24 protein-coding genes are annotated in these 26044 nt (G+C 73.9%); 8 read left to right on the top strand and 16 right to left on the bottom strand.

Going from position 1 to position 26044, the window contains the following annotated elements:
* Positions 1-45: 45 nt before the first annotated feature.
* The 3 genes from ACFU5G_RS02135 to ACFU5G_RS02125 all read right to left on the bottom strand — a co-directional run bounded on the left by ACFU5G_RS02135 (position 46) and on the right by ACFU5G_RS02125 (position 2373).
* A complete protein-coding gene (locus ACFU5G_RS02135) occupies positions 46-489 on the bottom strand; it encodes a hypothetical protein (protein ID WP_377240289.1) in 444 nt (147 codons plus the stop codon).
* Positions 490-580: 91 nt separating this feature from the next.
* On the bottom strand, positions 581-1183 hold the full coding sequence (locus ACFU5G_RS02130) for a response regulator transcription factor (protein ID WP_142035459.1): 603 nt from the start codon (positions 1181-1183) through the stop codon (positions 581-583).
* Complete coding sequence (locus ACFU5G_RS02125) at positions 1180-2373, bottom strand: sensor histidine kinase (protein ID WP_377240287.1); 1194 nt, start codon at positions 2371-2373, stop codon at positions 1180-1182. Before ACFU5G_RS02125 ends, ACFU5G_RS02130 begins: the two co-directional genes overlap by 4 nt.
* A 255-nt stretch (positions 2374-2628) precedes the next feature.
* Here ACFU5G_RS02125 and ACFU5G_RS02120 point away from each other — a divergent pair, with 255 nt between their 5' ends.
* Positions 2629-4359, top strand: a complete 1731-nt coding sequence (locus tag ACFU5G_RS02120; RefSeq protein WP_377240285.1) for a CocE/NonD family hydrolase — start codon at positions 2629-2631, stop codon at positions 4357-4359.
* 17 nt (positions 4360-4376) lie between these two features.
* Here the strand turns inward: ACFU5G_RS02120 and ACFU5G_RS02115 are convergent, their stop codons facing one another.
* The gene (locus ACFU5G_RS02115; protein ID WP_377240283.1) at positions 4377-5174 is read right to left on the bottom strand and encodes a PAS and ANTAR domain-containing protein; all 798 of its coding nucleotides are present in this window, start codon (positions 5172-5174) and stop codon (positions 4377-4379) included.
* A 315-nt stretch (positions 5175-5489) separates the two neighbouring features.
* On the opposite strand from ACFU5G_RS02115, the gene ACFU5G_RS02110 reads away from it, so the two are divergent.
* The 3 genes from ACFU5G_RS02110 to ACFU5G_RS02100 are packed head-to-tail and all read left to right on the top strand — an operon-like array spanning position 5490 to position 7396.
* Positions 5490-5939, top strand: coding sequence for a phage holin family protein (locus ACFU5G_RS02110; RefSeq protein WP_377240281.1), 450 nt, complete (start codon positions 5490-5492; stop codon positions 5937-5939).
* Positions 5936-6301: a DUF3618 domain-containing protein gene (locus tag ACFU5G_RS02105; protein ID WP_377240279.1), complete on the top strand. Its 366-nt coding sequence runs from the start codon at positions 5936-5938 to the stop codon at positions 6299-6301. The genes ACFU5G_RS02110 and ACFU5G_RS02105 overlap by 4 nt, the downstream gene beginning before the upstream one ends.
* Positions 6302-6331: 30 nt before the next feature.
* Positions 6332-7396, top strand: coding sequence for a YihY/virulence factor BrkB family protein (locus ACFU5G_RS02100; protein ID WP_377240277.1), 1065 nt, complete (start codon positions 6332-6334; stop codon positions 7394-7396).
* Here the strand turns inward: ACFU5G_RS02100 and ACFU5G_RS02095 are convergent.
* Positions 7393-8964: an NAD-dependent epimerase/dehydratase family protein gene (locus tag ACFU5G_RS02095; RefSeq protein WP_377240275.1), complete on the bottom strand. Its 1572-nt coding sequence runs from the start codon at positions 8962-8964 to the stop codon at positions 7393-7395. The genes ACFU5G_RS02100 and ACFU5G_RS02095 overlap by 4 nt on opposite strands.
* A 55-nt stretch (positions 8965-9019) precedes the next feature.
* Here ACFU5G_RS02095 and ACFU5G_RS02090 point away from each other — a divergent pair, with 55 nt between their 5' ends.
* Entirely contained in the window at positions 9020-9715 is a 696-nt protein-coding gene (locus ACFU5G_RS02090) for an esterase/lipase family protein (RefSeq protein WP_377240273.1), read from the top strand.
* Positions 9716-9747: 32 nt separating this feature from the next.
* Positions 9748-10680: a DNA-3-methyladenine glycosylase family protein gene (locus ACFU5G_RS02085; RefSeq protein ID WP_377240271.1), complete on the top strand. Its 933-nt coding sequence runs from the start codon at positions 9748-9750 to the stop codon at positions 10678-10680.
* On the opposite strand, the gene ACFU5G_RS02080 is transcribed toward ACFU5G_RS02085, so the two are convergent.
* Positions 10677-11849 (bottom strand): MarP family serine protease, encoded by a 1173-nt coding sequence (locus ACFU5G_RS02080; RefSeq protein ID WP_377240269.1) that lies wholly within the window; start codon positions 11847-11849, stop codon positions 10677-10679. The two genes, ACFU5G_RS02085 and ACFU5G_RS02080, sit on opposite strands and share 4 nt — an antisense overlap.
* Positions 11850-12231: 382 nt before the next feature.
* Between ACFU5G_RS02080 and ACFU5G_RS02075 the strand changes: the two genes are divergently transcribed.
* Positions 12232-13458, top strand: a complete 1227-nt coding sequence (locus tag ACFU5G_RS02075; RefSeq protein ID WP_377240268.1) for a family 16 glycosylhydrolase — start codon at positions 12232-12234, stop codon at positions 13456-13458.
* 145 nt (positions 13459-13603) lie between these two features.
* Here ACFU5G_RS02075 and ACFU5G_RS02070 read toward each other — a convergent pair whose 3' ends face one another.
* The 10 genes from ACFU5G_RS02070 to ACFU5G_RS02025 all read right to left on the bottom strand — a co-directional run bounded on the left by ACFU5G_RS02070 (position 13604) and on the right by ACFU5G_RS02025 (position 24796).
* Entirely contained in the window at positions 13604-13936 is a 333-nt protein-coding gene (locus ACFU5G_RS02070) for a DUF202 domain-containing protein (RefSeq protein WP_377240266.1), read from the bottom strand.
* Entirely contained in the window at positions 13933-14316 is a 384-nt protein-coding gene (locus tag ACFU5G_RS02065) for a YidH family protein (RefSeq protein ID WP_377240263.1), read from the bottom strand. The genes ACFU5G_RS02070 and ACFU5G_RS02065 overlap by 4 nt, the downstream gene beginning before the upstream one ends.
* Positions 14313-15401 carry a WxL protein peptidoglycan domain-containing protein gene (locus ACFU5G_RS02060; RefSeq protein WP_377240260.1) on the bottom strand — a complete coding sequence of 363 codons (1089 nt, stop codon included), beginning with the start codon at positions 15399-15401 and terminating at the stop codon, positions 14313-14315. The genes ACFU5G_RS02065 and ACFU5G_RS02060 overlap by 4 nt, the downstream gene beginning before the upstream one ends.
* 6 nt (positions 15402-15407) lie before the next feature.
* The gene (locus tag ACFU5G_RS02055) at positions 15408-17126 is read right to left on the bottom strand and encodes an HtaA domain-containing protein (protein ID WP_377240257.1); all 1719 of its coding nucleotides are present in this window, start codon (positions 17124-17126) and stop codon (positions 15408-15410) included.
* A 43-nt stretch (positions 17127-17169) separates the two neighbouring features.
* The gene (locus ACFU5G_RS02050; protein ID WP_377240255.1) at positions 17170-18519 is read right to left on the bottom strand and encodes a hypothetical protein; all 1350 of its coding nucleotides are present in this window, start codon (positions 18517-18519) and stop codon (positions 17170-17172) included.
* Between the two features lie 59 nt (positions 18520-18578).
* The gene (locus ACFU5G_RS02045; protein WP_377240252.1) at positions 18579-19910 is read right to left on the bottom strand and encodes a hypothetical protein; all 1332 of its coding nucleotides are present in this window, start codon (positions 19908-19910) and stop codon (positions 18579-18581) included.
* Positions 19907-20827, bottom strand: a complete 921-nt coding sequence (locus ACFU5G_RS02040; RefSeq protein ID WP_377240250.1) for a heme ABC transporter ATP-binding protein — start codon at positions 20825-20827, stop codon at positions 19907-19909. Before ACFU5G_RS02040 ends, ACFU5G_RS02045 begins: the two co-directional genes overlap by 4 nt.
* Positions 20824-21825, bottom strand: coding sequence for a FecCD family ABC transporter permease (locus tag ACFU5G_RS02035; protein WP_377240319.1), 1002 nt, complete (start codon positions 21823-21825; stop codon positions 20824-20826). The genes ACFU5G_RS02040 and ACFU5G_RS02035 overlap by 4 nt, the downstream gene beginning before the upstream one ends.
* 161 nt (positions 21826-21986) lie before the next feature.
* Complete coding sequence (locus ACFU5G_RS02030; RefSeq protein ID WP_377240248.1) at positions 21987-23309, bottom strand: hemin ABC transporter substrate-binding protein; 1323 nt, start codon at positions 23307-23309, stop codon at positions 21987-21989.
* A gap of 392 nt (positions 23310-23701) precedes the next feature.
* The gene (locus ACFU5G_RS02025) at positions 23702-24796 is read right to left on the bottom strand and encodes a type I restriction enzyme HsdR N-terminal domain-containing protein (protein WP_377240316.1); all 1095 of its coding nucleotides are present in this window, start codon (positions 24794-24796) and stop codon (positions 23702-23704) included.
* 284 nt (positions 24797-25080) lie between these two features.
* Here ACFU5G_RS02025 and ACFU5G_RS02020 point away from each other — a divergent pair, with 284 nt between their 5' ends.
* The gene (locus ACFU5G_RS02020) at positions 25081-25923 is read left to right on the top strand and encodes a phosphotransferase (RefSeq protein ID WP_377240246.1); all 843 of its coding nucleotides are present in this window, start codon (positions 25081-25083) and stop codon (positions 25921-25923) included.
* Positions 25924-26044: the final 121 nt, after the last annotated feature.

Below are 26044 nucleotides of genomic sequence, written 5' to 3'. Positions count from 1 at the left end.
GTCGCGGGGCAGGACCCAGAAATGCCAACTCGCCCCACCGCCACCTCACCCCACCCGCCGTCGCATCCTCACCCCGGTGACGCGGCCCCCGTCCACCGTCACCGTCGCCCCCTCCAGGTGGTGCAGCGGCCCGCCCCAGGCGGCGTGGTCGGCGTCGGGCATCGCTGCCACCAGCACCGCCTCGATGGAACCGCCCGACGAGACGATCAGCGCGGTCCCACCCTCCGGGGCACGATCGAGGATCCGCCGCCAGTGGCCGAGGTGCTCCTGCGCTACCTCGTGCAGTCCGCCGCCCCGGGCCAGCAGGCTCGCGTAGCGGACGAAGGGCTGCTCCCACGTCCGCTGGTCGTGGTGCCCGACCTCGCCCTCGACGTAACCGGAGGGCCAGGCGACCTGCTCGTCCACGGCGAACCCCATCGCGAGCGCCGTCTCCAGGTGCCGCGGCAGATCACCGACCGCGACATGGTCGATCCTGGCGGCGGTCAGCACCCTTGCGCGTCAGCGAGTGCCGGACGATCTCGAGTGTGCGCACGACAGCCACCCAACCAGGCCCACCCAAGCGCGACCACCCCGTGCCGGCCTACAGCCAGTCGTGCTCCCGCGCGTACCGGGCCGCCTCGTGCCGCGTCCGGGTCTGCGTCTTCTGCATCGCGTTGGACAGGTAGTTGCGCACCGTGCCCTCCGCGAGGTGGAGCTGGGCGGCGATCTCGGCCACCGAGTAGCCCTTGCTGGTCACCCGCAGCACGTCCACCTCGCGCTCGGTCAGCGGGCAGTCGTCGATGACGGCGAGCGCCGAGACGTCCGGGTCGATCCAGCGCTTGCCCTCGTGCAGGGCCGTGATGACCGTCGTGATGTGCGCCGGCTCCGCAGACTTGCTGACGAAGCCCTGCACGCCGAGCCGCAGCGCCTTGCGCAGCACTCCCGGCCGGGCGTGCCGGGTGAGCATGAGGATCACCTGGTCCGGTTGCGCGGCCCGGATCTCGCCGACGGCGGCCAGGCCGTCCACCCCGGGCATCTCCAGGTCGATGACCAGGACGTCGGGCCGGTGCTCCAGCGTGGCCTCGACGGCGGCCGCGCCGTCCTCCGCCTCGGCCAGCACCGTGATGTCGCCCTCCAGGGGGAGCAGCGCGGCGAGCGCCTTGCGGAGCAGCGCCTCGTCGTCGGCCAGTACCACCGTGGTCATCTGCTGCCCTCCAGAGCTGCGGCGGACGGCGCCGCCGTCCCACCAGTGATTGTCTCCCCGGTCCCGGTCCCGGTCCCGGTCCCGGCCCCGAACGACGCCGCCGTCCGGAACCGCCCCTCGTGCTGCTCGACGGTCAGCTCGCCGCCGTCCTCGGCGACGCGCTGCCGCAGCGCGGACAGCCCGCTGAGCTCGGGCGCCGGACCGGGCCGGGCGCCGTCGTTGACGATGTCGATGCCCGTCCCGGTCAGGGTGATCCGCACCCAGGTCGCCTGGGCGTGCCGCAGGATGTTGGTCGTCGTCTCGCGCAGCACCTGGCCCAGCAGCTCCGCGGTGCGCGGGTCGGCCTCGGCCGGGCGGTCCACGCGGACGGTGATCCCCGCTGCCTCGAACAGGTTCTTCGCGTTCTCCAGCTCGGCCGACAGGTTGAGCCGCCGCTGCCCGTGCGCGAGGTTCTTGGTCTGCGCGATCGTGTCGGCGACCAGGGCGTGGATCTCCCGCAGCTCCTCCTGCGCCCGGTCCGGGTCGCGGTGCACCAGCTTCTGGGCCAGCACGGTCTTCAGCTTGACCACGTGCAGGGTGTGGCCCTGGATGTCGTGCAGGTCGCCCGCGAACCGGATGCGCTCCTGGGCCACGGCCAGCTCCGCCTCGCGCTCCCGCGTCTCCTTCATGAGGTCGAGGTACCTCTGGTTGCCGTACAGCAGCGGCGTGGCCACGACGAAGACGCCCGTCGGCACCAGCACGTAGACGATCAGGTCGCCGACGACGTCCTGCGACACCAGCAGGCGGCTCGCGCCCACGGCCGCGATGAAGGCGAGCAGCCCGAGCCCGGCGGCGATCCGGTGCCGCGGGAGCTGGGGCACCACGAGGGAGCCCACGACGCCGAGGCCGTAGAACGCCGTGCTGCTGTCGGCTACCAGCGCCCCGAACACCCACACCGCCGCGGTGATCGCCAGGCAGGGCAGGGCGACCCGCGCGAGGTCGTCCGCCGTCCACCGCTCCATCGCGACGATCGCGGCGAGCACGCCCACGACCAGCGCGACCGTGCCCCACCAGGTCTGGTGGTCGATCAGCACCAGCACCACGCCCGTGAGGGCGATCGGCGGGACCTGCAGCACCAGGTTGAGCCGGCGCAGCCGGCCCTGGGACACCTCGTTGTGATCGGACAGCGCGGTCCGCCGGGGCCTCACCACTCGCGGTCCATCGGCACTCCAGATCGGGTCGGGCCGTTCGATCGGCAGTTCGGTCGGCAGCTCGGTAGGGCAGCTCGGTACGGCAGAGCAGGTCGGGTCCAGTATTCGTCCCCGGCCGCGCCCCCACCAGTGACACAGCGTCACGACCGGCGGCGACGAATGTCATGCCGGGCCGATGACGCCGTCGCACTGTCGGGCGGGTGAAATCCGGGATGTGATCTCAACGTACCCACAGCCGAGAACCTGGAGGAGCACGTGAGAACACGCGCCACGGTCACGACCGTCTCAGCCCTCGCCGCCGTCGCCCTGACGGGCGCGATCGCCGTCCCGGTCGCCACGGCGACGTCGGACAGGACGACGTCGGAGAAGGCCGCCGTCGCCACCGCCGACGACCCCGTCACGCACGAGGAGAACGACCGCGTCCCGGAGGGTGCCGCCTGGACCCAGCACTACTTCCCGTCCTCGGACGGGTCGGACGTCGAGCTGCACGCCGACGTCCTGCTGCCGGAGGGGCTGAAGAAGGGCGAGCAGGTGCCGGTGATCCTGTCGGCCGGCTCGTACTTCGGGCACTCGGGCGAGATCTTCGACGAGCAGCACCCGCACACCGGTCCCTCGGACCGGTTCGGCGACCTGGTCGAGGGCATCGACCTGTTCGACCGCGGCTACGCGCTGGTCCTCGTGGACACCCGCGGCTACGGCGGCTCGACCGGCTGCATCGACTTCGCGGGACCCGGCGAGCAGGCCGACGTCGCCGCCGCGATCGACTGGGCCGCCGACCAGTCGTGGTCGACCGGCTCGGTGGGCATGTACGGCAAGTCGTACGACGCCGTCACGGGCCTGATCGGCAACAACCTGGACCAGGACGCGCTCAAGGCCGTCGTGGCCCAGGAGCCCATCTGGGACATGTACGACCGGATCCGCTCCAACGGGGTGCCCCGGCAGGAGGGCATCATCGCGCCCAGCACGTACAACACGATCGCCCAGCTCCCGCAGCTGCCGGACGACGACGAGCGCTACGTGCAGAACTCGCAGTACGAGCTCACGCACCCGGAGTGCCTCGCGGCGAACACGACGAACACGCTGATCGCCGACCCCGGCACGAGCTACTGGCAGGACCGGGACCTGGCGAAGCACGCCGCGGGCTCGGACACGCCGCTGTTCGTGACGCAGGGCTTCCTGGAGTGGAACACCCGGCCCGAGTCCATGGACGAGTACCTCGCCAACCACGAGGGCGAGCAGCGCGGCTGGCTCGGCCCGTGGGACCACGTCCGCGGCAACGACCGTAACGAGGACGGCAGCCTGAAGATGGGCCGCGAGGGCTGGTTCGACGAGATCGGCGCCTTCTACGACGAGCACCTCAAGGGCGTCGAGCCGACGACGGACTACCCGGCGTTCGCGATCCAGGACAGCACCGGCGCCTGGCGCGCCGAGGACACGTGGCCGGTCGCCGACCGGACCGCCAAGGTCGCCCTGGGCGGCGGCTCCTACGTGGACGACGGCGGCCCCCAGGAGGAGCAGGACGGCTCGCGGTCCAGCTACCTCACGTGGTCCGCGCCGGTCGAGGCGGACGTCCGCGTGGCCGGCACGCCCCGGATCTCGCTCAAGGCCCGCGGCAACGGCAACGTGCTGGTCGAGCTGCACGACGTCGCCCCCGACGGCACCGCGGTGTCGTTCGTGGAGCAGGCCGCCGTGGTGCAGGACGGCCGGCTGGCGATCGACCTGGAGTCGACCGACTGGACCCTCGCGGCCGGGCACCGGCTCGCCGTCGAGATCGGCTCGATCCAGACCGGGTCGTGGGTGGACACGCCGTCGGGCAGGACCGTCAAGGTGCGGGACGCCCGGCTGGAGCTGCCGCTGGACGACCCGGCCGGCGACGCACCCACCGAGGGTGAGCGCGCCACCTGGCTCGACACCTACCTGGCCGCCTACACGGCCGAGCTGACGCCGGGCAAGCCGGTCTTCACGGTGCCCGCGCCCCGCGGTTGAGGCAGGGCGGTTGAGGCTCAGTTGTCCCGGCGGCGCGTGTCGGTCGTCTCGGTCCGACGCGGCCGCCGGGTCAGCAGGGCGTCGTGCCCGCGGGGCCGCCCCACGGGCACGACGGCGTCGAGGGCGCGGCGCAGCGCGGCCTGCGTGACGCCGGTCCTCTCGTCGTCGGCGCGCAACGCCGCCATGACCTGGTCGGCCGCCAGGCGCAGCGGCACGTCGGCCTTCTGCGCGACCTGCGTCAGCATCTCGGTCGCCACGTCCTCGTCCACGCCGCGTACCGCGACGATGACGCCCTTGGCCTGCTCGATGGCGGCCTGGCTGACGAACGCGCGGTGCACGGCGCCGTCGGCGAGGCGGTCCAGGGCCTCCTTCTGGACGGGCGTCACGTCGACGACGTAGCCGACCAGCTCGGGGGAGCGGTCGAGCGCGCTCTGCGTGCCCTCGCCCGTGACGACCACGGAGCGGGTGCGTCCGTTGCGCGACACGATGCGGTGCGCGCATGCGAAAGGACGGCCCAGTCGCAGGGCCTCGCCGGCGGCGCGGACCACGCGGCCGCGGTCGTCGGGGTGCTTGCGCGAGCGCAGCGCGTCGAGGCCGGGTTCCACCTCGTCCCGCTTCCAGCCGTGCATCGCGTACACCTCGTCGGACCACCACCACGTTCCCGAGGTGACCCCGACGCGGTAGGTGCCGACCACCAGGTTGGTGCCGAGCCCCAGCGTGCGCACGAGGTCCGCCGCCGAGAACCCGTGGGGGACGGCGGGGGTGCCATCGGCACCACCCGCACTGGTCGTTCGCGGCTTCTCGGTCAAAGGCACATGAACCTCCCAGATCCAACTGGATCTGAAGCCGCTTCATGACTCCAAGCCAAAAACAATACCTCAGTTCGGGCGATTCCGACAGTACGGACGTCAAACTCGCTGGTGGGGCAGGAATTCGAGATTGCTTTTGCGCCGCGTATTCCTGCGCTTTTCTGATGCATTCCGTAATGCGGGCCTGCTGGTCGCGGGGCGGCCAGGTTGCGAGTCGGTGTCGCGGGCCTAGGTTGATGAGTGGTCATGAAGCGGCCGGTTCCGCACGCCTTGTCGCGCTAGCGGTCGAGCTAGAAGTCGAGCGAGAACGGGAGTCCGAGCATGAGCCATCCGGGTACTGACCACAGCCAGACGGACCAGAGCGTGGGCAGCCTGGTCGGCGAGATCAGCCGCGACGTCTCGACGCTGATGCGGCAGGAGGTCGCGCTCGCCAAGGCCGAGGTGGCGGAGTCCGCCAAGCGCGCCGGGAAGGGCGTCGGCATGTTCGGTGGTGCGGGCGTCGCGGGCCACATGGTCCTGGTGTTCCTGTCGCTGGCGCTGTGGTGGGCCCTCGGCACGCTGGTGGGCGGCGGCTGGTCCGCGCTGCTCGTCGCGGCGGTCTGGGCGGTGATCGCCGCGGTGCTCGCGCTGCGCGGTCGCGCCGAGCTGCGTGCCGTCGAGGGACTGCCGAGGACGACCGACTCGGTGCGGAAGATCCCCGACGCGTTGCACGGGCATGAGGGCCTGCACGGAGACCAGGGAGCCTCACAGGGACGGGAGAAGAACGCATGAGCGCCGGTGATCCCGAGGAGATCCGTGAGGAGATCGAGCGGACGCGCGACGAGCTGAGCAGGGACGTCGACGCGCTCCGCGACAAGGTGAGCCCGGGCCAGGTCGCCCGGCGTCAGGCGGACCGCGTGCGGGCGGGAGCCGCCCGGCTCAAGGACCGGGTGCGGCACTCGGAGGACGAGGCCGGACCGGACGGGGCTGTGCTGGACGAGGCCGTGCTGGACGAGGCTGTGCTGGACGAGGCCGTGCTGGACGAGGCTGTGCCCGACGAGGACGCGCCCGAAGACCCTGCCCGGGAAGGCCTGGCACGGGACCAGATGGCACGCGACGAGAACGCCTGGCGGACGGACCGCACGACCGACTGACCTGACCGCAGGGCCGACGAGGGGGCTGGCATGACTGACATCGACGACTCGTCGGCGCGGTCCGGGGCTCCGGCACCGGACGACCGGCGCAAGCCCGACTCCCCGCCGGACCTGCGCCGGGGGACGTGGAAGTACGTCGCGCGCAACACCGTGCGTCAGTTCACGCGGGACGAGTGCCTCGACCTGGCCGCCGCGCTGACCTACTACGCGGTGCTCGCCGCGGCGCCCGCGCTGCTCGCGCTCGTCTCCGTGCTCGGTCTGGTGGGGGACGGCGAGCAGGCGGTCCAGCGGGTGCTCGACACGGTCGACGGCGTGGTGCCGCCCGACGCGCTGGCGATCGTCGAGCCGCTCGTCCAGAACGCCGCGTCGAGCGGCGGCGCCGGGCTGACCCTCGTCGTCGGTGTGGTCCTGGCCCTGTGGTCGGCGTCCGGGTACATCGGCGCGTTCGGCCGCGCGATGAACCGGGTCTACGGCATCGACGAGGGGCGGCCCGTGTGGAAGCTCCGCCCGGTGATGCTCCTGGTCACGCTCGTCGCGGTGGTGATCGCGGCGCTGATCGTGGCCGCGCTCGTGCTGAGCGGCTCGCTGGCCCGCGCGGTGGGCGACGCCGTCGGCCTGGGTTCCACGGCCGTGACGGTGTGGAACATCGCCAAGTGGCCCGTCGTGCTGGCGCTGGTCATCGTGCTGGTCGCGATCCTGTACCGGGTCACGCCCAACGTGCGGCAGCCCCGGATGCGCTGGATCAGCGTCGGCGCGTTCGTCGCGATCTTCTCGTGGGTGCTCGCGTCCGCCGCGTTCGGCTTCTACGTCGCGACCTTCTCCAGCTACGACGCCACCTACGGGTCGCTGGCCGGGATCATCGTGTTCCTGCTGTGGCTGTGGATCACCAACCTCGCGCTGCTGTTCGGCGCCGAGCTGGACGCCGAGCTCGAGCGCGGGCGCGAGCTGGAGGGCGGCATCGCCGCCGAGGAGAACGTGCAGCTCCCGCCCAAGGACGCCCGGGCGAGCGAGAAGCGCGAGGCCAAGCACCTGCGCGAGGTCGAGCGGGGCCGCGAGATCCGGGTCGCGGCGGCGCGGGGCGAGGACGACGACTAGCGCTCCCACGCCTCCGCGCCGGTCCGCACCCGGAAGGCCCGCTCCCGCGCCCACGCGTGGAACCGGTCGAGCAGCTCGATCTGGGCGCGGGCCTGGGCCGTCAGCTCGGCGAGCCGCGCGGCGTCCAGGCCCAGCTCGCCGGCGTGCTCGCGCAGCGTCTGCCAGCCGCCGATCTTGCCCAGGACGGCGGACCGCATGAGCTCCGCCTCCAGCACCGTCGTCATCGGCGAGCGCTGGGTGACCCGGCCGTTGAGCTTGAGCCGCCCCGCCTTCTCGCCCAGCCACGCCGCGACCTGCCGGTACCGGCGGCGCGGCACGCCCAGGGCGTCCAGCAGGTCGCGGTACAGCTCCCGCTCGGCCCGCAGCTGCTCGGTCGCCTCGGCCAGCTCGGCGTAGAACGGGGTGTCCTGCGCGGTGCGGGCCATCAGCCCCATACGCTCCAGGCCGGCCGTCGCGCCGGTGAAGTGGTCCGACAGGTAGAGCCCGAACAGGTAGTGGTCCATCGAGTCGGGGATCCGCGGTGCTCCGCCGTCCCGTACCGGAACGGGTATCGTGCCCTGCCCAGCTCCCCGTCCCGCCGACATCCCCGCCAGCAGGTCCTCGACCGCGTCCGCCCCGGTGCGGCGCGGGGCCCACCCCAGCTCGCTCCGGATCCGGGTGGAGTCCAGCACCGGCACGGACAGCGCCAGGTCGACCCAGCCCGGGTCGGCGCGGACCACGTGCCCGGCCCAGGCCGCGGCGACCGCGCCGCGGGCCAGGGCGGGCGGCACCTCGACCACGCGGCCGTGGTCCACGATCCGTGCCAGATCTGCGCCCGCCAGCACGTCGTCGGCGGCGACGTTGAACGCCCCGCGGGCCCGCTCCACGACCACCCGCCGGTAGGCGTCGGCGACGTCGTCCGCGTGCACCGCCTGCAGGCGCAGCCCGGCGGGCAGCGGCAGCACGGGCAGCCCGCCCCGGCCCAGCAGCCGCACCGGCACGAGCGGCCCCAGGAAGTTCCGCGCGATCGACCGGGCGGCGTCGGCCTGGAAGATCAGGGCGGGCCGCAGCCGGGCCACCACGACCTCCGGGTGCGCCCCCTGGAACGCGTTCAGCACCCGCTCCTGGGCGACCTTGTCGACGCTGTAGTGCGACGTCGGCAGGCCCCGCACGGGCCACTCCTCGCCGCGCGGCGCGTCGTCCCCGGCGGGGGCGTAGGCACCCACCGAGGACGCGACCACGAGGTGCGGCACGCCCGCCCGCGCCGCGGCCTCGGCCACCCGGCGCGTGCCCTCGACGTTGGCCCGGCGCAGCAGCTCGCGCTCGCGGTCGGGCTGCACCAGCCAGGCGAGATGGACGACGGCGTCCGCGCCGCCGAACTGGGCGGCGAGCTGCGCGACCACGTGCTCGTCGGTGTCCTCCGCCGCGATGTCGACGGCCGCCCACCCGGCGTGCGCGTACGGTTCGGCGGCCCGGTTCGGCAGCCGCCGCGCGATCCCCAGCAGGGACGTGACCCGCGGCTCCGCGTGCAGCGCACGCAGCAGCGCGGTCCCGACGTTCCCGGTGGCTCCGACCACGACGACCCGCATCCATCAACCGTGGCACCGGGCCCGACCGCCCGCATCCCGCGATAACCTGCAGCCGATGAACCGGTCCCGCACCAGCGTCGGGCAGGCCCTGGTCCAGCTCGGGCAGCGCGCCGCGGACTACGCCTGGGCCGCCGACCGGCAGGCCCGCCACTTCCTCGGCCGCGCCACCGTGCCCACCGGGCCCGGCGGCGCCGCACCCGTCGTGCTGCTGCCCGGCATCTACGAGACCTGGGAGTTCCTCGGCCCCGTCGCCACCGCGCTGGCCCGCGCCGGCCACCCCGTGCACACCGTCCCCGGGCTGCGGCACAACGCCCGCCCCGTGCCCGAGTCGGCCGACGTCGTCGCCGAGCACCTGGAGCGCGCCGACCTGTCCGGCGTCGTGCTCGTGGCGCACAGCAAGGGCGGCCTGATCGGCAAGCGCGTGCTGCTCTCGCCCGCGGGCGAGCGGGCGCTCGGCATGGTCGCGATCGCCACGCCCTTCGCCGGCTCACGCTGGGCGCGGTACATGCTTTCCCGCGCCCTGCGGTCCTTCGACCCGCGCGACCCGGTGCTGCTGGCGCTCGCGGGCGAGCTCCTGGTCAACGAGCGCATCACGTCGATCTACCCGCGGTTCGACCCGCACATCCCCGAGACCGGCCGGCTGACCGGCGCGCGCAACGTCGAGCTGCCGCTGTGGGGGCACTTCCGGCCGCTCGGCCAGCGCCTGCTGGTGCAGACCGTGGCGGACGAGGTGGCGCGGATCTCTGGGTGAGCGGTCCGGCTGTCCCAGCAAGCACGTCCGGCGTGGTCCACTGGGATGTGCTCACCGTCCGCCACACCTCGCCGCGGCGGCTCGACGTCGGCCTGACGCTCGGGCCGCTCGGCCACGGCCCGGGCGACCCCACGTTCCACCGGGCCGCCGACGGGTCCGTGTGGCGCACCTCCCTGCTGCGCTCCGGGCCGGTGACGCAGCGGTTCGTCCCGGCCGGCCCGCACGACGTCGTGGTGCACCACTGGGGCGACGGCGCACGCGAGGCGGCCGGGGCGCTGCCGGTGCTGCTCGGTGAGGACGACGACGCGGCCGGCTTCGAGCCGCCGCCCCAGGCCGCCGTCGCCCACCGCCGCGCGGCCGGCCTGCGGATGGTGCGCAGCGACCGGGTGCTGGAGGCGCTGGTGCCCGCCGTGCTGGAGCAGCGCGTGCAGACCGTCACGGCGCACCGGGCCTGGCGCTGGCTGGTCGCGCGGTACGGCACCCCGGCGCCCGGGCCCGCCCCGGAGGGGCTGCGCGGGGGCCTGCGCGTGGCGCCCGACGCCGGGACCTGGGCCCGCGTGCCCGTGTGGGACTGGCACCGCGCCGGCGTCGACCCCGGCCGGGCGCGGACCGTCGCGCGGTGCGCCGCCGTGGCCCCGCGCCTGGAGGAGGCGGCCGCCATGGCGCCCGCCGAGGCCCGCGCGCGGCTGGAGAAGGTGCAGGGCATCGGCGTGTGGACGTCGGCCGAGGTGGCCCAGCGGGCGTTCGGCGACGCCGACGCCGTCTCCGTCGGCGACTTCCACCTCCCGGCCGCCGTCGGCTGGGCGCTGACGGGCGAGCGCACGGACGACGCCGGCATGCTGCGCCTGCTCGCGCCCTACGCGCCGCACCGGCACCGCGTGGTGCGGCTGCTGTCGCTGTCGGGCCGCGCCCGGGCGCCGCGCCGCGGGCCCAAGCTGCCGATCGCGGACTACCGGACGTTCTAGCTCGCGCACCGGCCCGACGACACCGGCGTGTCCAGGGCGGTGGCCTGCGCGGCGACGGGGCGCAGCTCGGCGTCGGTCATGGCGAACCCGACCTCGACGTCGGACTCCGCGCGGGCGAAGACGACGCCCGCGACCCGGCCGTCCGTGGTCAGCAGCGGCCCGCCCGAGTTGCCCGGGCGCACCTGCGCGGCCAGCGAGTAGACCTCGCGGGGGCTGGCGCCCTCGTCGTACACGTCCGGCACGGGGGCGGTGCTCACGCTGAGCACGCCCGCGCTGCGGGAGGTGAACGGGCCGCCGTACGGGTAGCCCTGGACGGCGGCCTGGTCACCCACCGACAGGGTCCGTGCGATGGGCAGCGGGTCGGCGGACAGGTCCGGCACCGCGATGACGGCCAGGTCGTCCACGGGGTCGTAGTAGACGACGCGGCCCTCGCGGGCCGGCTGGTCGGGCAGCTCGACGACGGGCCGGTCCACGCCGGCCACGACGTGCGCGTTGGTGACCAGCCGGTCGGTGGCCACCACGAACCCCGAGCCGGTCGAGCTCTTGCCGCACGCGTACGCGATGCCCGAGATCCGGGCCACCGACTGGGACGCGGCCTCCAGCTGGGCGTTGCCGAGGTCGACGGCGGGCACGACCGGCTCCTGGCGCGGGACCATCAGGATGTTCAGGCGGGGCAGCCCGTCGTCGAGCACCATGGCGCGCATCTGGGCCAGCGGCCGGCCCACGGCCGGGGGCGTCAGGTGGTCGATGGTGCGCAGCACCGCCGACGACGACACCGCGGACGAGACGCCAGGCGTGCCCGTGGCGGAGACCGCGTTGCCGACGAACGACAGCGCCAGGGCCACCACGATGACGTTCGCGGCGCCGCCGAGCAGCCGCTCCAGCGGGCGCAGCGCGGTGCGGTCCACGCCCCGGCGCAGGTCGCGGCCGAACCCGGCCCCCAGCGAGGCGCCGAACAGCGGCAGCAGCACGGCCAGCGCGATCGAAACGGGGCCGCGCCACTCGGACGACGGCAGCACGTCGTTGACCGCCGGCACCGCCCAGAAGGCGGCGAGCCCGCCCACGATCAGGCCGATGAGGCCGCCGAGCGTGGCCAGCAGGCCCCGGCTCAGCCCGGCGCCCAGCGCGATGAGCAGGGCGACGATCAGCACCAGGTCGACAAGGGTCACGGGTAGACCGTAAGCGGTGATTCCGGCGGGCGGGGGCGCCGCCACGCCTTCCCGGCACCCGATCCGCGAATCCGTACCGGAACGTTCACACCCGGGAAGGGGTACACCCGGGAAGTTCACAGCCAGCAAGGCGTTCACGGCCAGCAACGTTCACGGCCGGTAGGGAAAACCCGTAACTGCGCGACCATCCGTTGTGCGGTTCCGGCGGCCGAATATACGGTTCGGGCCACGCGCGCGTAAGACACAGCGATGACCGCCCGGGCAGTCCCGCCCGGCGGGATGATCACGTCGAGGGAGCACCCCGATGCGTCGTGCACTCAGAGCCAGCACCCCCAGCAGGACCCCCAGAGCCTCCAGGACGCTGGTCACGGCAGTCGCCGCCGTGACACTGGTCCTCTCCGCCTCGCTCGTCGCCTCGGCAGCGCCGCCGACGGTGTCGGACGAGGCCCGGGTCGCGCAGGACCAGACTGCCCAGGACCAGACCGCGCAGGCCGCCGCCGCCCTGACCTGGTCCGACGAGTTCAACGGCGCCGCGGGCAGCGCGCCCAACGCCGCGAACTGGAACCACGAGACCGGCGCCGGCGGCTGGGGCAACAACGAGCTGCAGAACTACGTCAACTCCCGCCAGAACTCCGCCCTGGACGGCAACGGCAACCTCGTCATCACGGCCCGGCAGGAGGGCAGCGGCTACACGTCCGCCCGCCTGACGACCAAGGGCAAGGTGCAGCCGCAGTACGGCCGGCTCGAGGCGCGGATCAAGATCCCGCGCGGCCAGGGCATCTGGCCGGCGTTCTGGATGCTCGGCGGCCAGTTCCCGGGCACGCCGTGGCCGAGCTCGGGCGAGATCGACATCATGGAGAACATCGGCCGCGAGCCGCACCTGGTGCACGGCACGCTGCACGGCCCGGGCTACTCGGGCGGCAACCCCATCACCGGGCAGTACCAGCACCCGCAGGGCTGGTCGTTCGCCGACGACTTCCACACGTTCGCGATCGACTGGAGCCCCAACTCCATCACCTGGCTCGTGGACGGCAACGCGTACCAGACGTTCACGCCCGCCAACACGGGCGGCAACCCGTGGGTGTTCAACCAGCCGTTCTTCTTCATCCTGAACGTCGCCGTGGGCGGCAACTGGCCCGGCTACCCCGACGGGTCCACGCAGTTCCCGCAGCAGATGCTCGTCGACTACGTGCGCGTCTACGACTCCCAGGGCGGGGGCGGCGGCCGCACCGGCACGATCCGGGCGAGCAACGGGATCTGCCTCGACGTCGCCGGGGCGGCGACGGCCAACGGCACCCCGATCCAGCTCGCCAACTGCAACGGCAACACCGCCCAGCAGTGGACGGTCGGCACCGACGGCACGGTCCGCGCGCTCGGCAAGTGCCTCGACGTCGCGAGCGGCGGCACGGCGGCGGGCACCGCCGTCCAGCTCTGGGACTGCAACGGCACCGGCGCCCAGCAGTGGGCCTCGACCAGTGGCACCCTGGCCCTGCGCAACCCGCAGTCCGGACGGTGCCTGCAGCCGGTGGGCCGGGTGCAGAACGACGGCACGCGGACGCAGATCGCGGACTGCGACGGGAGCACGGTGCAGCGGTGGACACTGCCGTGACCCGGTCCTGACCCTGCCCTGACACCGGCGCCACCCCGCCCCCACCCCGCAACCCGAGGTGCGCTTCTACCTAGTCATTGGGCCCGAAATCACGCCGTATCTGGGCCTGATGACTGGGTAGAAGCGCACCTCTGACATCGCCGGGTCACACGTACAGGGACAGGACCACCGCCAGGGCGCCCAGGCCGATCGTCACCCCGACGGCGGCCGTCAGCGCGAGCAGCCCCGCACCCGGGGAATCGTGGCCCGGCCCTCGCGCCGGGACCGGCGTCCGCCGCGTGTGCCGGCGTCGGGCGGCGATCCAGAGGTACCCCGCCAGTCCCGTCCCGACCAGGCCGGGCAGCAGCCAGACCGCGTGCCCGAAAAGTGCGGGCAGCAGCCGAGCGGCCACCAGCGAGACCGCGGCGACCGCCAGCGCCGTGCGGCGCCAGGCGAGCTCGGTGCGCTCGGGCTGCAGCCCGAGTGCGGGCGCCGTCATCGCAGCAGCACGCCGAGCAGCACGAGCACGCCCACCACCGCGACGACGACCGCGAGGACCACCCCGACGATCGTCGCCGGGAGCGGCGACCCGCTGCGCAGCGCCCGCTCGATGCGCATCCACCAGACCCACGCGATCAGGGGCAGCAGCGTGCCCGCCACGATCAGCACGATCGACGCGGCGAGCCGCAGGCCGGGCTGCAGGTCGAGCCCCAGGGTCTCCAGGGCGACGCCGCCCGCGACGAGCGCGAGCGAGGTGCGGATCCAGGCGAGGAAGGTCCGCTCGTTCGCGAGGGAGAACCGCGCGTCGGGCTCCGAGCCGACCCGGAACACCGACCCGGGGAACCGGCGCCCCGTGCCTGCGATCGAGCCCTCGCTCATTCCCTGATGATCCCCCTGGACCGGCGCGCCCGCACCAGCGGGACCACCACCGCGGCCGCGACGGCCAGCAGCACGAAGGCGAGCAGGGTCCACGGCACGGCCCACCCGCTCGCGGCGTCGTGCACCGAGGTGACGCCGCCTCCGCCGACGCCGACCACCAGACCGTCCACCCGGACGCTCGCCTCGGCCCGCACCAGCGGGCGGACGCCGGAGACCTCGACCACTCGCTCCACCGTCGATCCCGGGAGGATCTCCGTGAGCTCGCCCGACGCCGACGCAGCCCCACCCGGCCAGGTGGTGCCGCCGGGGCCTGCGACCGCGACGGTCTCCGTGGGCACGAGCCGCGCGGTGCCGGTGTTCGTCAGGCGGTAGCGGACCGTCGAGGTGACCGTCCCGAACGGGTTGGCCGTGCCGTCCGTGCTCACGGTCAGGTCGCTGATGTCCAGCCCGGGCGCGAGCGCCCCCGCGACCCGGGCGTGCACGCGCAGCGCGAGGCGGCGGTCCACGGTCAGGGCGGTGTCGCCCACGGTCTGGGTCAGGGCCGTGACGACGCCGCCCGAGTGGTCGCCGGGGGCTGCGTCGTCGGGCACCCGCAGCGTGAACGGGACCTCGGCCGACTCGCCGGGATCGAGGTCGAGCGTGCCGTGCTCGAAGTTGCCCCGCTCGAACGTGAGCCAGGTGCCGAGGCCGGTCGGGGGCTCGTCGGCGGTGAGCAGGTCGAGGTGCCCGCTCGGCGTGGTGAAGGCGTCGGTGCCGTAGACGGTCAGCGCCAGCGGGGCCGCCGACCGGTTGGTCACCACCAGGGCGTCCTCGACCCGGTCGCCCGGTTCGACGGCGTAGGCGTAGTTGGCGCGGCCGTCGCCCTGCCGGTTGTCGGCGGGCGTGACGGACCACGAGATGCCGTCGTCGGCGGCGGTGCTGGCCGTGCCCGCAGTACCGGCCTGGACGGCGACGGCGTCAGCCATGGCGGTGGGCGCAGCGGCAGGCGCGGCCAGCAAGAGTGCGGTGAGCAGCGCGACCGCTGCCGCGGCGCGCCCGGAGGCACGTCGCGGCAGCGGACCCGCGCGATGGAGCAGCGCGGACACGGGACGTCAGCCCACCGCGGTGAGCGTCAGCACGCTCGCGTAGTCGCCGGCCGGCGTCTCCAGCGGGATGCGCAGGTCGAGGGCGGCGTCCGCCGTCACCGAACCGAGCGCGTGGCCCGCCGGGGCGGACACCAGGGTGGCGCCCGCCGTCAGACCCGAGCCGGTGCTCGGCCGCACCAGCGGCCCGGCCACGGCACCGCCGGTGTTGTCCGCGACCGACGGCGCCCAGCCCAGGCTGCTGCCCGGGAACGACGCCGACCCGCCGGTGGCGAGGAAGTCGGTCGCCGAGCCGGTGATGCTCCACGCCGGCCCGCCCGCCCGGGTGTCGCTGACGGTGACCCGCTTGAGGTCGCCCGCGGCGGTCAGGGCACCCGCCCCGGCCTGCGCGGTGCCGAGGCTCACGGCCCCCGCGCCGCCCACGACGGTCCACGTGAACGCGCCCGGCTCACCCGGCTCGCCCGGGTCCTCGCCCTCGGGGACGGTGACCTCCAGGTCGATGTCGTCCGAGGAACCGCCCGGCGTCGCGAACGACACCGGGACGGCCAGCTCCTGGGCGGCGTTGGCCGCCGCCCCGCCCGCCGCGTACGTGTAGACGCCGTACGTGCCGGTCGCGGTGTCCGACGGCGCCGCGGCCAGCTCCGCCGTGAACGTCCCGTCCGGGTTGAGCAGCACGAGCTGCCCGGCCACGTTCGGGAAGTCCGCCTTGACCTGCGAGTACGACGGCTCAGGCAGGGCCCACTTCTGGTCGAGCACCGCCCGGGCACCCGAGCCGGCGCCCTCCGAGGGCCGCCACGGGTTACCGAAGGAGCCGAACACCACGTACACGCCCGTGGGCGCGCCCGCGGCGACCGGCGGCCGCCCCGAGGCGTTCACGTTGGCCGCCGGGTCGAAGCCCGAGCCGGTCGCCGTGACCGTCTGACCCTCGGGGTCCAGGCCCGACGCCGCCGACAGCGTGACGGTCGGGTTCCAGTCGCCCGGCTCCTCCGTCGGGGCGCCGACCTGCGCGCTCACCGTGAAGTCGTCCAGCGCCGCGCCCTCGGCCAGGAAGTCCTGGAGCGCGGAGGCGCCCTCCGCCGTCAGGGTCACACCCGTGCCCGCGACCGTCACGGTGTCGCCCGAGACGTCCACCGTCGTGGTCGCGACGTCGCCCAGCACCACGTCGTCGCCGCCGTACGTGCCGGGCTCGTAGCCCAGGTTGTTCTCCGGGATCTCGACGGCGAGGTCACCCACCAGGGTGCCCGCGCCGCCGTCGACCACAACGGCCACGTCCTTGACCGTCACCGTGAACGCGTGCGACGGGAAGTGGAAGACGGCGCCGCCCGCGGACGCGACCGTCAGGTTGTCCGCGTCCGTGACCGAGCCGCCCGTGACCGGGAGCAGGTACGGGAGCGTCTCGTTCGGCGGGGTGGTGTCGAGGTCGGCGGCGGGCGTGCCGTCCTCGTCGAACTGACCGGGCGCCACGAGCGTGATGCGCTCGCCCACCGGGACGGCCCCGATCGGCGGGAGCGCCGCCGTCTGCCGGCCCACGTAGTTGCGGAAGCTCTGGCGGAAGCCCCAGGCCAGGTCGCCGCTGTCGGCGGTCACCTCGCCGGGCTCGGCCGCCGTGGCGCTCGTGGCGACGACCGGCACGACGGCCAGCGCCGTGCCGAGCGTCGCGGCCAGTCCGGTGGCGATCAGAGCGTGCCCGCGGCGCCTTGTACGGCCCGCCGGTCTGCTGCTTGTCATCAGTTCTTGCCTTTCTCTGGGGAGGGACTGCGGACTGGGGGTCTCAGGTGTCGCGCCGCCGGAAGGGCAGCACGAGCCAGCCCTGCCGGAAGCCGAGGATCGCCACGGAGGCGGCGACCAGCAGGACGGCGGTCAGGACAGCGAGCCGGCGGCCGGTAGCGCCGCCCGGGAGCAGGCCGTCGGGGATCAGGTCGGCGCCGGCCGCGTCGAGGGTCGCGGCGGCGACAGGGAGGAAAGAGTTGGCGGCTTCGTCGTCGGTGCCGTTGCCGGGGGGCGTGCCGGGGCCGACGCCAGCTGGGCTGCCGCCCGCGCCGCTGCCGGCGTTCCCGGAGCCCGGGGGAGCGGTGGTGGGCGGGGCCGTCGTCGGCGGTGGTGCCGCGCCGTCGCCGCCGTTCCCGTTCCCGTTTCCGCCGCCGGTCCCGCCGTTTCCGGGGTCCGCGCTGCCGACCGACTCCGCGGCGTCGAAGCTGACGCTGACGTTCGCGGGGGTCTTGATGTCGTCCCGGGTACCGGTGGAGTACCAGAACTCCGGCTCGCCCACGAGCTGGTGGAAGGTCACGAACGCCTGCGGGAACGAGCCCCAGCAGCTCCCCGCCGGGTCCTCGCGGAGCTGCGGCACCCTGCTGCCCGTGGTCACGCGCACGCCGCAGTAGTCCGGCACGAGGTGCCCGCCGCGCGAGCCCGGGTCGAGGCGGCGGCCGGTGAACGTGACCAGGTTCGCCCGGGTCGAGGGCAGCGGCTCCCAGCGGGTCATGTCCTGCTGGTCGGTGCCGTACCCGCCGAGCGTGCCGGTCAGCGCGCCGTTCCCGGCGGCGTCCAGGCGCAGCTCCGGGTCGGTGACCCACCAGTAGACCAGGCCGCCGTAGAAGACGACGGTGAAGCTGCCCGTCCACCGGATGCGCACCGAGCCGTCGGCCTCGCGCGTGCCCGTGCCGCCGGTGAGCACCACCTCGGCGCCCGTGGTGCGGCCCGCGGCGTACGACACGGGACGGCCGTCCGGCGAGGTGCAGCGCGTGCCGAACGAGGCGGTGCGCTGGACGGCGTCCGCGCCCCGGCCGACGGTGCGCACCACACGCACGTCGCCGGCGGTGCCGTGGTACAGGTCCCGGTCGGCGTCGGTCCAGATGCGGCCGCCGCCCGCGTTCCCGTTGATGCCCGGGCGGCCCGCGACGAGGAAGTTGCACTGTCCCGCGAGGTGGCTCTCCGAACCGGCCTGCACGCTCACGGCCCAGCGCAGCTCGGCGTCGGTGAGCTCGCCGTCCTCGGACCCGCCCGGCGGCGTGGTCTCGTCCTCGGGGACCGTGACCGTGAGGAGGAGGGGGCCCTGGTCGTCGGGCGCAGTTGTTGCTGTCGCCGCCGCCGTGGAGGTGACGGCGGCCGTCGACAGAAGCACAGTCAGGGCTGCTAGGGCCGCGACTGCTGAGGCGGTGCGACGGCGGGGCGTGCGGCGGGTCATGCGCGCACCTCCTGGTCGGCCTGCTCGACCGGGGCGGCGCTCGCGGGTTCCGACGCCTCTGCTGCGTCCCGCTCCGCCCGGCGGCGGTCCGCGCGTCGCTTGAGCGACGTGACCAGCGACGACAGGATCACGACGAGCAGCAGCAGCGCCGCGACGCCCACGGCGATCTCCTCGGGCCGCCAGGTGCTCGCGTCGGTGCTCGCGCCTCCGTCGGCTCCGGCTCCTCCCACGGCGCCCGCCGCGGTTCCGGCCGCTTCCGCGGCGGCCTCCGCGGCCGAGACCTCGGCCGGGTCGCGGGTGACCGTCAGCTCCGTCTCGACCGTGGTGCCGGACGACGCCGCCGTCAGCCGCAGCACGTGCGTTCCGGTCCGCAGGCCGGAGGGCAGCTCCAGCAGCCCCGCGACCTCGCCGTGGTTGCCCGCGACCAGCGGCCCGACGGCGACCAGGCCGTCGTCGAGCGTGACGCTCACCTGCTCGCCGGGCTCCAGGCCCTGCGCGCCGAAGCTCAGCACCCGGCCGACGACGGCCGTGGCCTGGTCGACGCCGAGGCTGGCCTTGCTGGGGCGCTTCTTGTCGCCGTCGGCGGCGTCACCGGTGCCGCCGTCGGTGCCGCCCGAGCCCGTGCCGTTCGCGGAACCGCTCGCCCCGGCGTCGGATCCGCCGGCACCCGCGCCGTCGGCCGTGCCGGCACCTGAGGCGCCCGCTCCGGCGCCTCCGCCGCCCCCGCCGTCCGAGGTACCGCCGGAGCCGGAGCCGGAGCCCGAACCGCTTCCCGCGAACCGCACCGGTGTGAACGACTCGTTGTTCGCGTTGCGCACCCCGTGCGCGCCGATCGTGATGATGCCGCACTGCACGGCGGTGCAGTCCACGGTGCCGCCGTCGGCGGCCTTGAAGCGGGCGCCGGGGATCACGAGGTTCGTGGACCAGGTCCCGTTCGCGGCCAGCGTCCCGCCGTTGGCCTCCGCCTCCGTGCTCGAGCCGGGGAACGCGACGAAGCGCTGGTAGCCGGCGTTCTGCGCGGTCTCCGCGTCGGGGACGTAGCGGTAGGTGTCGCCGGACACACCCCCGCGGCTCGGCGCCCACGACCCGCCGGACGGGTCCGAGACCCAGCCGAAGAACACGTACACGCCGCCGAACGCCTTGGGCACGGACTGGAACCCGCTGCCCGAGACGCGCACGGTCGAGGCCCGGTCCGGGTCGAGCGAGCCGGACACGGCGACGCGGGCGGCGGCGTGCGCCGTCAGCACCGGGCCGAGCAGCGCGACCGCGACCACGACGACGAGGGCGACCAGGGAGATCGCGGGACGGGGCAGGTGACGTGAGGTCATACGGCTTCCTTGACGGTGGGCTGCGGCTGCTCGTCGGGGTGGGGCGGGGTGCTGCCGGTCGGGTGCTCCGGGCGGGTCGAGTCCCAGGTGTGGCCGTACCGCGGCAGCACCAGCAGCCCGCCCGTGAGCGGGTGCCGCAGCACGTCGACCGGGTGCTCGTAGACCCGGGAGAGCAGGTCGGCGGTGAGCACCTCGGCCGGGGCGCCGAGCCCGGCGACCCGCCCGCCGTCGAGCACCAGCACCCGGTCGGCCCAGGCGGCGGCGAGCGCCAGGTCGTGCAGCACGACGACGACGGCGCCGCCCCCGGCCGCGTGCCGCCGCGCCTGGCGCAGCACGTGCTCGGTGTGCCGCACGTCCAGCGCGGCGGTCGGCTCGTCGAGCAGGAGCAGCGTGGTGTCCTGGGCGAGCAGCCGCGCGAACGAGGTGCGCGCCTTCTCGCCGCCCGACAGGGTCGGGAAGCGCCGCTCGGCCAGCCCGGCGACGTCGGCGGCGTCCAGGGCGCGGGCGACCACGGCGTCGTCGTCGGCGGGGGTGCCGGAGGCTTGCCTGCCTGAGCCCTGCTTGCCTGAGCCCTGCCAGGGCGCCCGGCCCATCCGGACCACGTCGATCACGCGGAACGGGAAGCTGACCTGGTTCTCCTGGAGCAGCACGGCTCGCAGCCGAGCCAGCTCGGCGGGCCGGACGGCGCCCAGCGGCGTGCCGGTCCAGGCCGCCTGGCCGGCGTCGGGCGCGCGGTCGCCGGCCAGGACGGAGACCAGCGTGGACTTGCCGGCGCCGTTCGGGCCGACGACGACGAGCACCTCGCCCGGCCGGACGTCGAGGTCGACGTCGTCCAGGAGGACGGCGTCCCCGGCGCGGACCTGGACGCCGGTCAGCGTGAGCAGGGGAGTCAGCTGCCCGTCTGCCTGCCCGCTCATGCCCAGCCTCCCGCCGTGCGGCGCGTGCGGCGGATGAGCCAGAAGAAGAACGGTCCGCCGACCAGCGCGGTGAGCATGCCGATCGGCAGGTCGGCGTAGCCGACAGCGGTGCGCGCCACGAGGTCGGCGCCGAGCAGCAGCACGGCCCCGCCGAGGGCGCTGAGCGGCACCAGCACGCGGTGCGCCGGTCCCACGGCCATGCGGATCAGGTGCGGCACCACCAGGCCGACGAACGCGATGATGCCGCAGAACGCCACGCCCGCCGCGGTGAGCACGGCGACCACGACGATGCTGAGCACGCGCAGCCGCTCGACGTCGACGCCGAGGTGCCGCGCCGACCGCTCACCCAGGGACAGCAGGTCGAGGCGGCGGGCCAGGAGCAGCGCGCCGACCAGGCCGAGCAGCACGAGCGGCGCGACCACGCCGACGTACGCCCACCGGGTGCCGTTGAACGAGCCGAGCTGCCAGAACACGATCTGCTCCCGGGCCTGCGTGTCGCCCAGGAACGTCGTCAGGGCGAGCCCCGCGCCGCAGACGGCGTTCACGGCCACGCCGGTGAGCACCAGCGTCACGATCTCGGTGCGGCCCGCGGAGCGCGCCAGGCCGTAGACCAGGAACGTCGCCGCCAGGCCGCCCGCGAAGGCGGCGACGGCGGTCGTCCACGGCCCCAGCGCCGTCAGGCCCAGGACGATCGTCACGGACGCCGCCACGGCGGCCCCCGACGAGACGCCGACGACGCCGGGCTCGGCGAGCGGGTTGCCGAACACGCCCTGCATGACGGCGCCCGCGGTCGCCAGCGCCGCCCCCACCAGCGCGGCCATGACCACGCGCGGGAACCGGATGGTCCACAGCGCGGCGTCGCCGTTGGGGTGGCTCGGCATGCGTCCGACGTCGAGGCCCGCGTGGTGCAGCAGCGAGCCCACCACCTCGGCGGGCGGCACGCTGAGCTGGCCGGAGCCGGCGGCCACGACGGCCAGCACGCCGAGCGCGACGACCAGGCCGCCCGCGACGAGCGCGGTACGGGCCGGGCGGGACGGCGGAAGGGCGGGCGTACCGGCGGGTGCGCTCGCGACCGAACCGGCGTCGGGCTGCCCAGGCTGCACCGGCGGGCGGGCCGTGGGGCTCACGGAAGGGCTGCCGGACGCGCGCGTCGTCGGGGTCACGAGAGGCTCTCCGGCGCGTAGAACGCCCGGGCGAGCGCGTCGAGCACGTCCGCCGACTTCGGCCCGAACGACAGGATCTCGGTGTCGTCCATGGCGACGAACCGGCGGTGCTCGCCGGCCGGAGTCTGCGCCAGGGCGGGCACCTGCTCCAGCAGCCCGTCGACGCCGCCCACGGACTCCAGGCCGCCGGTCATGAGCAGCACCAGGTCGGGCTGCATGGACACCAGGCCCTCGTCGTTCAGGGGCCGCATGCCCTTCCAGCCCACCTCGGCGGCGGCGTCGATCCCGCCCAGGCCCTCGATGAGGGAGTCGGCGCCCGACTCGTCGCCGAACAGGTAGTAGACGCCGGACTGCCCGCGCACGTAGAGGAAGATCACGCGCGGCCGGACGGCGGCGTCGTCCGGGGCGAGGGCCGCGACCTGCTCCAGGGTGGCGTCCACGGCGGCCTCGGTACGCTCGGCCAGGGCCGCGCCCTCGGCCGGCAGGCCCAGCGCTTCGCCCGTGGCGCGGGCCAGGTCGGCGGAGGTCTCCAGGCTGCGGTGAGCGTCCAGGACGACGACGGGGATGCCGGCGTCGCGCATCTGCAGCACCACGTCCCACGGCCCGAGCGTGGTGTCGGTGAGGATCACGGTCGGCGCCAGGTCGAGGATCGCCTCCCCGGTGAGCTCGTGCCCGTTGGACGTGACCAGCGGCCGGTCGGCGATCTCCGGGAACCCCGAGGACACGTCCCGACCGACGACGCTGTCGCCCAGGCCGAGCTCGAACACGATCCGCGAGAGCGACCCGTACAGGTCCAGGGCGAGGATGCGGCTGGTGTCGGTCACGGTGACCTCGGTGCCCTGCGCGTCCGTGACGGTCGCGGGCAGGGCCGGGCTCGGGTCGGTGGCGACGGGGTCGACGGCGCGCTCGGGCGTCCCCACGGTGAGCTCCCCGGTCCAGTCGCGCGGGTCGGCGATCGGCTCGAGCTCGCTCAGCGGCTCGGTGCCGACGACGGCGCCGCCGTCGTCCGCGTGGCCCGCCAGGGGAAGCTGCAGCCCGCACCCGGCGAGGAGCGCGACGACGCCGAGAGCCGCGACGGCCGCGAGGGCGCGGGGGGAGCGCCGGCGTGGGACGGTGGGATCGTGCGGCGCGGTGTGGCTGTGCGGTCCGGTGTGGCTGTGGGGTCCGGTGTGGCTGTGCGGTGTGGTGTGCCCCTGAGGTGCGGAGTGCCGGTGAGGTGCGGTGCGGCTGAGCCGTCCGTTGCGGCTGACCAGGTCCGACGTCGGTATGACGGCCGTCGGTCTCGCGGCGCGATCATCGGCTCCGGACTGGCGCGGCATCGAACACTCCCTCGTACGCCGGGGCACAGCCCGGTATGGAATTAGGTGTGCCTAACTTAGGCGAGGCGAGCCTGATAAAGTCAAGCCAGGTCGGCACTTCCCGGGATAAATCACCCGACCGCGGCCCGGCCGGACCGGCGTCGTCAGGGAGCGGCGGTGTCGTCAGGCGGGCGGCGTTGACCACAGCAGTTACTGCCAGGATCGGGCCGGCCTGGCAGCAACTGCTGTGCTCGACGGCTCGACGGCTCGACGGCTCGACGGCTCGGCGACCGCCGCGGCTGCGGCGCGGTGTTGGTCGGAGCAGGGGCGCCCGGTGTGCGGGCGAGCGACGTTGGGCACGAAAAAGCGCCGCAGGCCGGGGCGGTCAAGCCCTGCCTGCGGCGCTCGGTGCGTCACTCGTAGTAGTGCACCGTCTTGCGAATGTGTTCCGCGTGGTCGTAGATCTGGTCGAGGGACTCGATCGCGTGCCGGGTCTCGACCTTCTCGTGGTCGAAGAGCCCCAGATACTTCTGCCCGGTGTTGAAGTGGAGCCTCGCGATGGGCTTGCGGTTGTTGTCGTCGAGCAGGACGCCCATGTAGCTCTTCGTGTCGCGCTGAACGATGCGGACCGGAGGTACCTCGCTGCAGGCGATCGCCCGAACTATCTGGAACGCCTCGATCTCCTCGAGGGTCGTCTCCAGACCGCGTTCCGATCCGGAGCTCGAATCGTCGAGCTCTGTCTCCACCGATGCCTCTGCTGTGAGGTCGGTGGTGCCGACCGTGGCGTACACCTTTCCGCCGAGTGCGGCCTTGATCCTGTCGTTCACCTGGTCGGCGAGGAACTGCTGCATCGCCTTTGAGGCGAGGACGCGGAACTGCTCACGAACCTTCTGCGTGAACGAGCCCTTGTAGACGCGGCTGGTCAGCCCCTTGACCCACTCGTCGTCGGCGTCCCGGAACTGCGCCGCGAGGGTTCGCTTGAGCGCTCCGATGTACTTGAGCTCCTCGGCGGCGCTGACCACGGAGTCGACGTCAAAGGTCTCCTTGGTCAGCTTCTGGACCTCGGGGATGAGCGACTCGTCGAGCTCCAGCAGGTCCAGCTGGAGGAATGGTGTGTCATCCATCCGGTTGGGCCGGTCCAGGTCGGTGAAGAAGTGATAGCGCTGGCCGTTCGTCAGGATGGCGATCCGTGCGTTCGCGACCGCGAAGTAGCGGAACAGCTGAGAGGCGTGGTTGAGCGTGAGCGGTGCGCCGACGGCCTTGGCCTCGATCAGGATCTGGACCTCGCCCTCCTTGACGATCGCGTAGTCGATCTTCTCGCCCTTCTTGGTGCCGATGTCGGCCGTGAACTCCGGCACCACCTCGTCAGGGTTGAAGACGTCGTAACCGAGAACGTGCGCGATGAACGGCATGATAAATGCGTTCTTGGTCGCCTCTTCCGTGGCGATGTTGGCCTTCTGCTGTTCAATCTTGGTTGCGAGGGATGCAATTCGCTCTGCGATGTCCATGTGCGGGCCTCTGCTCTGATGACCGGTCACTCCTCAGGGGCCAGATGTTAGTCGCCGTGCAAGTTTGAGGACCCGAAAAGCAGGTTGCAGAACAAAGGATCACCCGGGTGATCTATTCATGATTTGGTCTGGTGTTCCACCACCTGGCTCATCTCTGGGCGCATTTCATGGGGCAAACCGTCCTGCGACAAGGCCCGGCGTTCGTTTCTTGAACTAATGGCGCGCTCGGAGACCACCCGAAACGGAGGTGGTGAGCGCCGCCGTCCGCCCGGCACACTGGCCCGATGATCGACTCGACCGACGGCGCAGGCCGCGCCGCCGAAGGTCCCGGTCTCGGGCCCCGGATCGGCGTGGGCCGGGAGGCCGAGGTGTACGCCTGGGGCGCCGACGCCGTCGTGAAGCTCTACCGCGATGGGTTCGACGGGCACCAGGCCGAGGCCGCGGCCCTGGCCGCGCTCGCCGGGCACCGTGTGGCGCCCGACCTGGTCGAGGTCGTCACGCGCGACGGGCGGCCGGGCCTGGTGCTGGAGCGCGTGGCCGGCGCCGACATGCTCGACGTGCTGCAGCGTCGGCCGTGGCGGGTGCGCTCGCTCGCCCGCGTCCTGGCCGAGACGCACCTCGCGGTCCACGAGGTCGCGGCGCCCGAGGACCTGCCCGACGTCCGCCAGGTGCTCGCCGCCCGGATCGGGGAGGCGTCCCTGTCGCGGGAGCTGCGGGGGTTCGCGCTGCGCCTGCTCGACGGTCTGCCGTCAGGGGACCGCCTTTGCCACGGCGACTACCACCCCGGCAACGTGATGGTCTCCGGCGAGCGGGTCAGCGTCATCGACTGGCCGAACGCGGCCCGCGGCGTGCCCGAGTCCGACCACGCGCGGGCGATCCTCCTGCTGCAGTGGGCCGACCCGCTGCCGGCCGACGGCCTCGTGTCCCGCGGGCTCGTCGCGGCCGGGCGGTCGATGCTCACGCGCGGCTACGCGCTCGCCTACGCCGACGGCGCGGACCGCCCGCTGCGGGACCTGGAGCCCTGGCTCGTGGCGCACGCCGCGGCCCGGCTGTCCGAGGGCGTGCCCGAGGAGCGGGCCCGGCTCCTCGACTGGCTCGTGCGCGCGCTGCACGCTTTCGAGGCCTAAGTTTCTTCGCTTTGAGCCGGCTCAGAGCGAAGAAACTTAGGCCTCGAAGGGGAGAGGCGGTTCCCGGCGTCCCCGCCCTGTTCAGCGGGACGCCGGACCGTCGCCCGCGTAGCGTTGGCGC

This window comes from Promicromonospora sp. NPDC057488 (genome assembly GCF_042802395.1).
GTDB lineage: Bacteria > Actinomycetota > Actinomycetes > Actinomycetales > Cellulomonadaceae > Promicromonospora.
The sequence above is the reverse complement of the archived record's forward strand: the minus strand, read 5'-3'. Positions and strand labels throughout refer to the sequence as shown.

Coding starts and splice junctions, on each gene's coding strand:
- ACFU5G_RS02130 (WP_142035459.1), bottom strand. CDS start 1,183: ATGACCACGGTGGTACTGGCCGACGACGAGGCGCTGCTCCGCAAGGCG.
- ACFU5G_RS02110 (WP_377240281.1), top strand. CDS start 5,490: ATGAGCCATCCGGGTACTGACCACAGCCAGACGGACCAGAGCGTGGGC.
- ACFU5G_RS02105 (WP_377240279.1), top strand. CDS start 5,936: ATGAGCGCCGGTGATCCCGAGGAGATCCGTGAGGAGATCGAGCGGACG.
- ACFU5G_RS02100 (WP_377240277.1), top strand. CDS start 6,332: ATGACTGACATCGACGACTCGTCGGCGCGGTCCGGGGCTCCGGCACCG.
- ACFU5G_RS02095 (WP_377240275.1), bottom strand. CDS start 8,964: ATGCGGGTCGTCGTGGTCGGAGCCACCGGGAACGTCGGGACCGCGCTG.
- ACFU5G_RS02090 (WP_377240273.1), top strand. CDS start 9,020: ATGAACCGGTCCCGCACCAGCGTCGGGCAGGCCCTGGTCCAGCTCGGG.
- ACFU5G_RS02070 (WP_377240266.1), bottom strand. CDS start 13,936: ATGACGGCGCCCGCACTCGGGCTGCAGCCCGAGCGCACCGAGCTCGCC.
- ACFU5G_RS02065 (WP_377240263.1), bottom strand. CDS start 14,316: ATGAGCGAGGGCTCGATCGCAGGCACGGGGCGCCGGTTCCCCGGGTCG.
- ACFU5G_RS02055 (WP_377240257.1), bottom strand. CDS start 17,126: ATGACAAGCAGCAGACCGGCGGGCCGTACAAGGCGCCGCGGGCACGCT.
- ACFU5G_RS02045 (WP_377240252.1), bottom strand. CDS start 19,910: ATGACCTCACGTCACCTGCCCCGTCCCGCGATCTCCCTGGTCGCCCTC.
- ACFU5G_RS02040 (WP_377240250.1), bottom strand. CDS start 20,827: ATGAGCGGGCAGGCAGACGGGCAGCTGACTCCCCTGCTCACGCTGACC.
- ACFU5G_RS02030 (WP_377240248.1), bottom strand. CDS start 23,309: ATGCCGCGCCAGTCCGGAGCCGATGATCGCGCCGCGAGACCGACGGCC.
- ACFU5G_RS02025 (WP_377240316.1), bottom strand. CDS start 24,796: ATGGACATCGCAGAGCGAATTGCATCCCTCGCAACCAAGATTGAACAG.
- ACFU5G_RS02020 (WP_377240246.1), top strand. CDS start 25,081: ATGATCGACTCGACCGACGGCGCAGGCCGCGCCGCCGAAGGTCCCGGT.